This window comes from Daejeonella sp., from assembly GCF_044342615.1.
Classification (GTDB): Bacteria; Bacteroidota; Bacteroidia; order Sphingobacteriales; family Sphingobacteriaceae; genus Daejeonella.
The window spans coordinates 1-7,355 of the sequence record NZ_JBIIPN010000127.1 but is presented as its reverse complement, the minus strand read 5'-3'; the positions used below and the strand labels follow the sequence as shown (position 1 = coordinate 7,355).

The window sequence follows — 7,355 nt, the reverse complement described above, 5'->3', positions numbered from 1 at the left end:
GAAGTAACAATTGATAATGATTCGGGCTTTTGTTTTGGGGTAGTTTATGCTATCGATATGGCTGAAGAAATTTTGGCTGAAGATGGCTATTTATACTGCCTCGGAGATATTGTTCATAATGATGAAGAGGTTAGTCGCTTGAAATTAATGGGTCTCAAAATAATTTCTCATGAAGACCTTATCCATATTAAAAATGAAAAAGTTTTAATTCGTGCACATGGTGAAGCACCAGAAACTTATCGTACGGCGCTTGAAAATAATATCACACTTATTGATGCATCCTGCCCAGTAGTGTTAAAATTGCAGAATAGGATTAAAAATACCTACGATAGCAAAGAAAAAGTCTTAATCTTTGGTAAACACGGTCATGCTGAAGTAATTGGTTTGCAAGGCCAAACAAATAATGAAGCCCTTGTTTTTCAGGATATTGCTGAACTTGATAACGTTGAGCTTCCACAAAAATTTACTTTATACAGCCAAACAACAAAGAGTACCGATAAATTTTATCAAATTAAGGATGAACTCATTAGCCGTGGCTACGAAGTCAAAGCCAATGATACCATTTGCAGACAAGTATCAAATAGGTATGATGACTTAAGAAAATTTGTTGTTCATTATGATAAAATAATCTTCGTTTCTGGCAAAAAATCTTCTAATGGCAAAGTTCTTTTTGAGGTGTGTAAGCAAACCAATCCGAATACACACTTTATAAGTAGTGAAGAAGAATTAAGTTTAGAGATGTTTAATCCTCAAGAAAAAGTAGGTATTTGTGGTGCCACCTCAACGCCAATGTGGTTGATGGAAAAGGTAAAAGCGGCAATCCTAGAATATTAGTATTAACCTAATGATGAGTTCAGATAAGTCGTACAAGGGTGCTTTAATTGCATTTATTGTAATTGCATGTTGGGCTTTCTCGATCATTTCTTTAATGAATTGGGAGGTTAATTTCGAAAATCCCTTACTTTATCTGTTTATCTTAGTGCAAATGCATTTGTACACGGGTCTTTTTATAACCGCCCATGATGCCATGCATGGTACTGTATCAGCCCATCGGAAACTAAATAATACTATAGGTCAAATTTGTACTGCATTGTATGCTTGCTTTCCTTTTAAAGTATTAAACACCAAGCATCATGACCATCATCGATATGTTCATACAGAAAAAGATCCCGATTATTCTGAAGGTAATTTCTTCGTTTGGTATTTTAGTTTTATAAAACAATACCTTTCTTGGTGGCAAGTGGTTTTAATGGCAATTATTTTTAATATCCTTAAAATTTGGATACCTGAATCGAATTTATTCTTCTTTTGGGTGCTGCCCTCGCTTTTAAGTACGCTTCAGTTGTTTTATTTCGGGACCTGGCTTCCTCATCATGGAGAGCACGATAATAAACACCAATCAGGATCACAGCGCAAGAATCATTTGGTCGCTTTTTTAACCTGCTACTTTTTTGGATATCACTACGAGCATCATGACTCGCCCGGAACTCCTTGGTGGAAGTTGTGGCAAATGAAAAATTTAGCCGACTAATTGTTGTTATAAAGTCAAATGGAGCGAAGTATTTTTATTAATCGTTCCTTAGACTATCTTTGCATTTCATAATTTATATATGGGTAAGCAAGGTGTTTTATTAGTAAATTTAGGTACTCCTGATAGTCCCTCAACAAGTGATGTTAGAACCTATCTTGATGAATTTTTGATGGATGGTCGAGTAATCGACTTCCCCGTTGCAGCTAGGGCTTTACTCGTTAAGGGAATCATTGTTCCGTTCCGCGGACCGAAATCTGCCAAATTGTACAAAGAGATTTGGTCGGATACTACAGGTTCTCCTTTGATGCATTATAGCATCATTCAAAAAGACATGTTGCAACAACGTTTGGGTGATGATTATCATGTTGAGCTTGCCATGCGTTATCAAAATCCATCTATTGAAAGCGCCCTAAATAAATTAAAAGATGCGCAGGTGAATAGCATTAAAGTTATTCCTCTGTTTCCACATTATGCTTCTGCTACCACCGGTTCTGTGATTGAAAAAGTTATGGAGCTTGTTAGGAAGTGGCAAACAATTCCTAATATTTCATTCATTAACTCTTTTCATGATAATGAAATCATGATTGAGGCATTTGCTGAGAGTGGCAAAAAACATAAACCTGAGACTTACGATCATATCTTATTTAGTTTCCACGGACTTCCGAAGAGGCAGTTACGTAAGGCCGATCATTCCAAGCAACATTGCCAAAAGGTTGAAAATTGCTGCTCAGTTATGACTGAAAATAATAAGTTCTGCTATTCTGCACAGTGCTTTGATACTGCCCGCTTAATTGCAGAAAAGCTTGGTTTGCCGAAGGAAAAGTACACCGTTTGTTTTCAATCCCGTTTAGGGAAAGACCCTTGGGCTCAGCCTTACACTAGTGTTGTTCTAGAAGAACGTGCAAAACTCGGTGATAAAAGAATTCTTGTATTCTGCCCCGCTTTTGTAGCTGATTGCTTAGAAACTGTTCATGAAATTGCGGTTGAATATGCCGAAGAATTTGAAGAGATGGGCGGAGAGCACATTCAATTGGTTGAAAGCTTAAATGATAACCCAAAATGGATTGATGCCTTGGAGGGCTTAGTAAAGGCTTAAAATTAGAAAGTGCCTTTACTGTAGATAAAATCTAAAAATTTTTGAGTAGCACCGGTCTGGCTTTGAACGTATCCCAGGGCGGTTTGTCCACTTTTAATTCTATTTTCTTCCTTGAGAAGGAAATTAACATCAGTTTTTAGTTCCTGCGAATCTTTAATTGAGAACGCAGCACTTTTCTTTATCAATTCCACTGCCTCCTTAAATCGAGCATAATTTGGTCCGAAAATTACTGGTAATCCAAAAGCTGCAGCTTCAAGGGTATTATGAATACCTACGCCAAAACCGCCACCGATATAGGCAATTTCGCCATATTGATAAATTGATGATAGTATTCCTATACTATCAATAATTAGGACTTGGCTAGCTGCTATAGTTTGAGGTGAAATTCCTCCCTCTTGTATTTCTGAAAATCTAATGGAGTTAGGGAACAGTTTTTCAATATTTTTTATTCGGTTTTCGTTTACCTCGTGTGGAGCAATAATAAATTTCCAATCTGGCATTACTTCGATTAGTGTTTCAATCAACTGTTCATCTTCAAGCCAGGTGCTTCCAGCAATAAATGAATGATTGTTTTTGCAAAATTCTTCTACTTGGCTGATTTTAATAGGGTTTTTAGCATTAAAATCTACCCGGTCGAAACGTGTATCGCCGCTAACACTTACGTTTTTAACGCCAATTTCAGCTAGTAAATGTCTGCTTTCTTCATTTTGGACAAAGAAATGGGAAACCAATCCCAGCATTTTTCGATGCAATCCTCCATACCACTTGAAAAAAGCCTGTTCCTTTCTAAAAATCCCCGAAATGATGTAAAGTGGTGTTTTGTTAGCGTTTAGGGCCTCAAAATAGTGATACCAATACTCATATTTAGTGAAAACGGCAATTGTGGGATTTAATAACCGGACTAATTTTCTTGCATTTTGCTTTGTATCTATCGGTAAATAAAAAACATGGTCTGCTAATGGATAGTTTTTCCTGACTTCGTATCCTGATGGCGAAAAGAAAGTGATTACAATTGGAGTGTTTGGATGATCTGATTTTAATTTCTCTAATACTGGGCGCCCTTGTTCGAATTCACCTAAGGATGCAAAGTGAAACCAAGCATATTTTTTATTTTTTTCGAGGCTCTTTTCGATACGCTCAAAAAGCCCTTTTCTCCCCTGTATCCAAAATTGTGCTTTTTTGTTCTTTAGTGAAAAAATTGCGATTAAGAGTGTATAAAGGCATATTCCAGCATCATATAAAAAAAGCATGTTCGAATTAAATTATTTTCTTTATCGAAGTTAGTATTATATTTTTTATTTTCGTATTTCTCTATTATTGAGAAAACAGCTTTTAGGTCTTAAAAGCTGAAAAATTCATTAAAAATAAATAGAATCGACAATGTAGGCCAAATGTCTGGCTAAAATTATTGTTTAAAACACGAAAGGCTTATGAAAATAGCGGTTGTAGGTACGGGTTATGTTGGTTTAGTTACAGGAACTTGCCTTGCAGAAACTGGAAACACGGTTACTTGTGTTGACATAAATGAAGAAAAGGTTAAAATGATGCAGGCATTTAAATTGCCAATCTATGAGCCAGGACTTGATTTATTGTTCCATAGAAATATTGAGCAGGGTAGATTAATGTTTACTACAAACCTTGCCGATGCTATAGCTGATGCTGAAATAATCTATCTCGCATTACCTACTCCACCTGATGGTGATGGTGCAGCCGATCTTAGCTTTGTGTTAGGTGCGGCCAAAGACATTGCTAAAATCATAACAGATTATAAGGTTATCGTAACTAAATCAACTGTTCCTGTTGGTACCGCAGATAAAGTTATTAAGGTTTTTAAAGAACATACTTCTATAGAAGTTGATGTGGTTTCAAATCCTGAATTTTTACGTGAAGGGGTTGCTGTAGAGGACTTTATGAAGCCTGATAGGGTAGTGGTTGGGACTGAAAGTCTAAGAGCTCAAAAATTAATGGCCGAATTATACGGTCCTTACGTGAGACAAGGGAATCCAATTATTTTCATGGATGCTCGTTCTTCTGAACTTACAAAATATGCCGCCAACTCTTTCCTTGCCACAAAAATTACCTTCATGAATGAAATTGCCAACTTATGTGAAATAGTTGGTGCCGATGTTGATGCCGTTAGAAAAGGTATCGGTTCGGATGATCGTATTGGCAAACGCTTTTTATTTCCAGGTGTTGGCTACGGTGGTAGCTGCTTCCCTAAAGATGTTCAAGCTTTGGCACATTCAGCAAGAGAGAATAATTACGACTTTAAGATTCTTGAATCTGTAATGGATGTGAATGATGTTCAAAGGAAAAAACTCGTTGAAAAAATGCGTAAGTATTATAACGGGGATTTAAAGGGCAAGAAAATTGCTATCTGGGGACTTGCATTTAAGCCGGAAACAGATGATATCCGTGAAGCTCCAGCACTTTATATCATTGAAGAATTGCTTAAGGATGGTGCTATTATCAGTGCTTTTGATCCTGAAGCTATGAATAATGTGAAAAAAATTGTTGGAGATAAAATACAGTTTGGCGATAATCAATATGATATTTTAAAGGATGCAGATGTTTTAGTTATCGTAACTGAATGGTCGGTATTTAGAACTCCTGATTTTGAAAAAGTGAGCTCACTTCTAAAAAGTAAGGTTATTTTTGATGGCCGGAATTTATACGATTTGCAAAAAATGATAGACCTTGGATATTATTACAACAGTATTGGCCGAAAAACCATAAGCATATGATCCCCAGAAAACGTATTTTAATTACAGGTGCAGCAGGTTTTCTTGGCTCACACTTATCCGACCGATTTATCAAAGAAGGCTATCATGTGATTGGGATGGATAACCTCATAACAGGTGATCTGCGAAATATTGAGCACCTATTTCCTCTTGAAAATTTTGAATTCTATAATCATGACGTCTCTAAATTTGTTTATGTAGCGGGTGATCTAGATTATATCCTTCACTTCGCGTCGCCAGCAAGCCCAATTGATTATCTTAAAATTCCTATTCAAACGCTAAAAGTTGGTTCTTTAGGTATTCACAATTTGCTAGGATTAGCACGATCTAAAAAGTCAAGATTATTAATTGCTTCAACATCAGAAGTTTATGGCGATCCAACAGTAAATCCACAGCCTGAAGAGTATTGGGGAAATGTGAATCCTGTTGGACCAAGAGGGGTATATGATGAAGCAAAACGCTTTCAAGAAGCCATGACAATGGCCTACCATACCTTTCATGGCTTGGAAACACGCATCGTCCGAATATTTAATACTTATGGTCCACGAATGCGCCTAAACGACGGACGTGTATTGCCTGCATTTATTGGGCAAGCACTTAGAGGTGAAGATCTTACCGTTTTTGGCGATGGTTCTCAAACACGCTCTTTTTGCTATGTTGACGATCTAGTTGAGGGCATTTACCGACTACTTTTATCAGATTATGCTTTACCTGTAAATATTGGTAACCCAGATGAAATTACCATCAAAGAATTTGGGGAGGAAATCATTAAATTGACAGGTACTAAGCAAAAAATGGTATTCAATCCATTGCCAACCGACGATCCTAAACAAAGAAGACCAGATATCACCAAAGCAAGAGAAATTCTTGGATGGGAGCCTAAGATTGGTCGCGCAGAAGGTTTAAAAATTACTTACGAATATTTTAAATCACTGCCTGAGAAGGAAATTAAACATAAGGATTTTACTTACTATAATAATAAATAATGCCTGCAAGCAAAATTTTAGTCACCGGCGGTACTGGCTACATTGGTTCACATACCGTTGTCGAATTGATTAACGCTGGCTATGAGCCAATAATTGTCGATAACCTATCCAACTCTAGTCCACAAATAATCGATCAAATTTTTAAAATTACCGGCAAAAAACCTGAGTTTTTCAATTTTGACTTATGTGATGAGAATTTAACGACAGATTTTCTTAATGCCCATCCTGACATTGAAGGAATTATTCATTTTGCTGCATTTAAAAGTGTTGGTGAATCTGAAAAAGAGCCACTAAAATATTATAAAAACAATATTTATTCTCTGGTAAACCTCCTTTTAGCTTCTTCAAAAAAGAAGATGAATATGGTTTTTTCTTCTAGTTGTACCGTTTATGGTGAGCCTGATAGCTTACCTGTAAATGAGCTTGCACCAGTTAAAAAAGCTGAATCTACTTACGGGAATACCAAACAAATTGCCGAAGAGATTTTAAGTGAGGCTGCCCGTGTAAATGAGAATTTGAAGGTGATAGCCTTGAGATACTTTAACCCAGTAGGCGCGCATGCCTCTGCTTTAATTGGCGAGCTTCCTATTGGTGTTCCACAAAATCTTGTTCCTTTTATTACGCAGGCAGCTATCGGTAAGAGAGGAGATATTATTGTCTTTGGAGATGATTATGATACCAATGATGGTACATGTATCCGCGATTATATTCATGTTGTGGATCTCGCTAAAGCGCATGTAGCGGCCATTAAAAACTTAGAGTCAAATCCAGATTCATTTGATATTTTTAATATCGGTACAGGTCGCGGGAATTCTGTTTTAGAAGTTATTCATGCTTTTGAAAAGGCTACGGGTGAAAAACTGAAGTATTCAATTGGGCCAAGAAGACCAGGTGATATTATTCAAATTTATGGTGACGTTACAAAAGCTGAACGTCATCTTTCTTGGAAAGCTGAACTTGGCTTACTTGAAATGATGAGCTCCGCATGGGAATGGGAGAAG

General features: G+C 36.8%; 7 protein-coding genes. 6 read left to right on the top strand and 1 reads right to left on the bottom strand.

Features of this window, described 5'->3' with window-relative positions:
- From ACIQ0D_RS10355 to hemH, 3 genes are all read left to right on the top strand, one after another.
- The coding region (locus tag ACIQ0D_RS10355; RefSeq protein WP_395805323.1) for a 4-hydroxy-3-methylbut-2-enyl diphosphate reductase at positions 1-834 on the top strand (834 nt) is incomplete at its 5' end.
- A 10-nt stretch (positions 835-844) separates the two neighbouring features.
- The gene (locus tag ACIQ0D_RS10350) at positions 845-1,531 is read left to right on the top strand and encodes a fatty acid desaturase (RefSeq protein ID WP_395805321.1); all 687 of its coding nucleotides are present in this window, start codon (positions 845-847) and stop codon (positions 1,529-1,531) included.
- Between the two features lie 79 nt (positions 1,532-1,610).
- Positions 1,611-2,627, top strand: coding sequence for a ferrochelatase (hemH, locus tag ACIQ0D_RS10345; RefSeq protein WP_395805319.1), 1,017 nt, complete (start codon positions 1,611-1,613; stop codon positions 2,625-2,627).
- A gap of 2 nt (positions 2,628-2,629) precedes the next feature.
- Here the strand turns inward: hemH and ACIQ0D_RS10340 are convergent, their stop codons facing one another.
- Entirely contained in the window at positions 2,630-3,877 is a 1,248-nt protein-coding gene (locus ACIQ0D_RS10340; protein WP_395805317.1) for a 3-deoxy-D-manno-octulosonic acid transferase, read from the bottom strand.
- A gap of 180 nt (positions 3,878-4,057) precedes the next feature.
- Here ACIQ0D_RS10340 and ACIQ0D_RS10335 point away from each other — a divergent pair, with 180 nt between their 5' ends.
- From ACIQ0D_RS10335 to galE, 3 genes are all read left to right on the top strand, one after another.
- Complete coding sequence (locus ACIQ0D_RS10335) at positions 4,058-5,371, top strand: UDP-glucose dehydrogenase family protein (RefSeq protein WP_395805315.1); 1,314 nt, start codon at positions 4,058-4,060, stop codon at positions 5,369-5,371.
- Positions 5,371-6,354, top strand: a complete 984-nt coding sequence (locus ACIQ0D_RS10330; protein WP_395805325.1) for a UDP-glucuronic acid decarboxylase family protein — start codon at positions 5,371-5,373, stop codon at positions 6,352-6,354. The genes ACIQ0D_RS10335 and ACIQ0D_RS10330 overlap by 1 nt, the downstream gene beginning before the upstream one ends.
- A partial coding sequence (galE, locus tag ACIQ0D_RS10325) for a UDP-glucose 4-epimerase GalE (protein WP_395805313.1) occupies positions 6,354-7,355 on the top strand: 1,002 nt, incomplete at its 3' end. The genes ACIQ0D_RS10330 and galE, both read left to right, overlap by 1 nt.

Excerpts from the sequence above, each read along its gene's own strand:
- ACIQ0D_RS10350 (WP_395805321.1), top strand. The coding sequence starts at position 845 with ATGATGAGTTCAGATAAGTCGTACAAGGGTGCTTTAATTGCATTTATT.
- hemH (WP_395805319.1), top strand. The coding sequence starts at position 1,611 with ATGGGTAAGCAAGGTGTTTTATTAGTAAATTTAGGTACTCCTGATAGT.
- ACIQ0D_RS10340 (WP_395805317.1), bottom strand. The coding sequence starts at position 3,877 with ATGCTTTTTTTATATGATGCTGGAATATGCCTTTATACACTCTTAATC.
- ACIQ0D_RS10335 (WP_395805315.1), top strand. The coding sequence starts at position 4,058 with ATGAAAATAGCGGTTGTAGGTACGGGTTATGTTGGTTTAGTTACAGGA.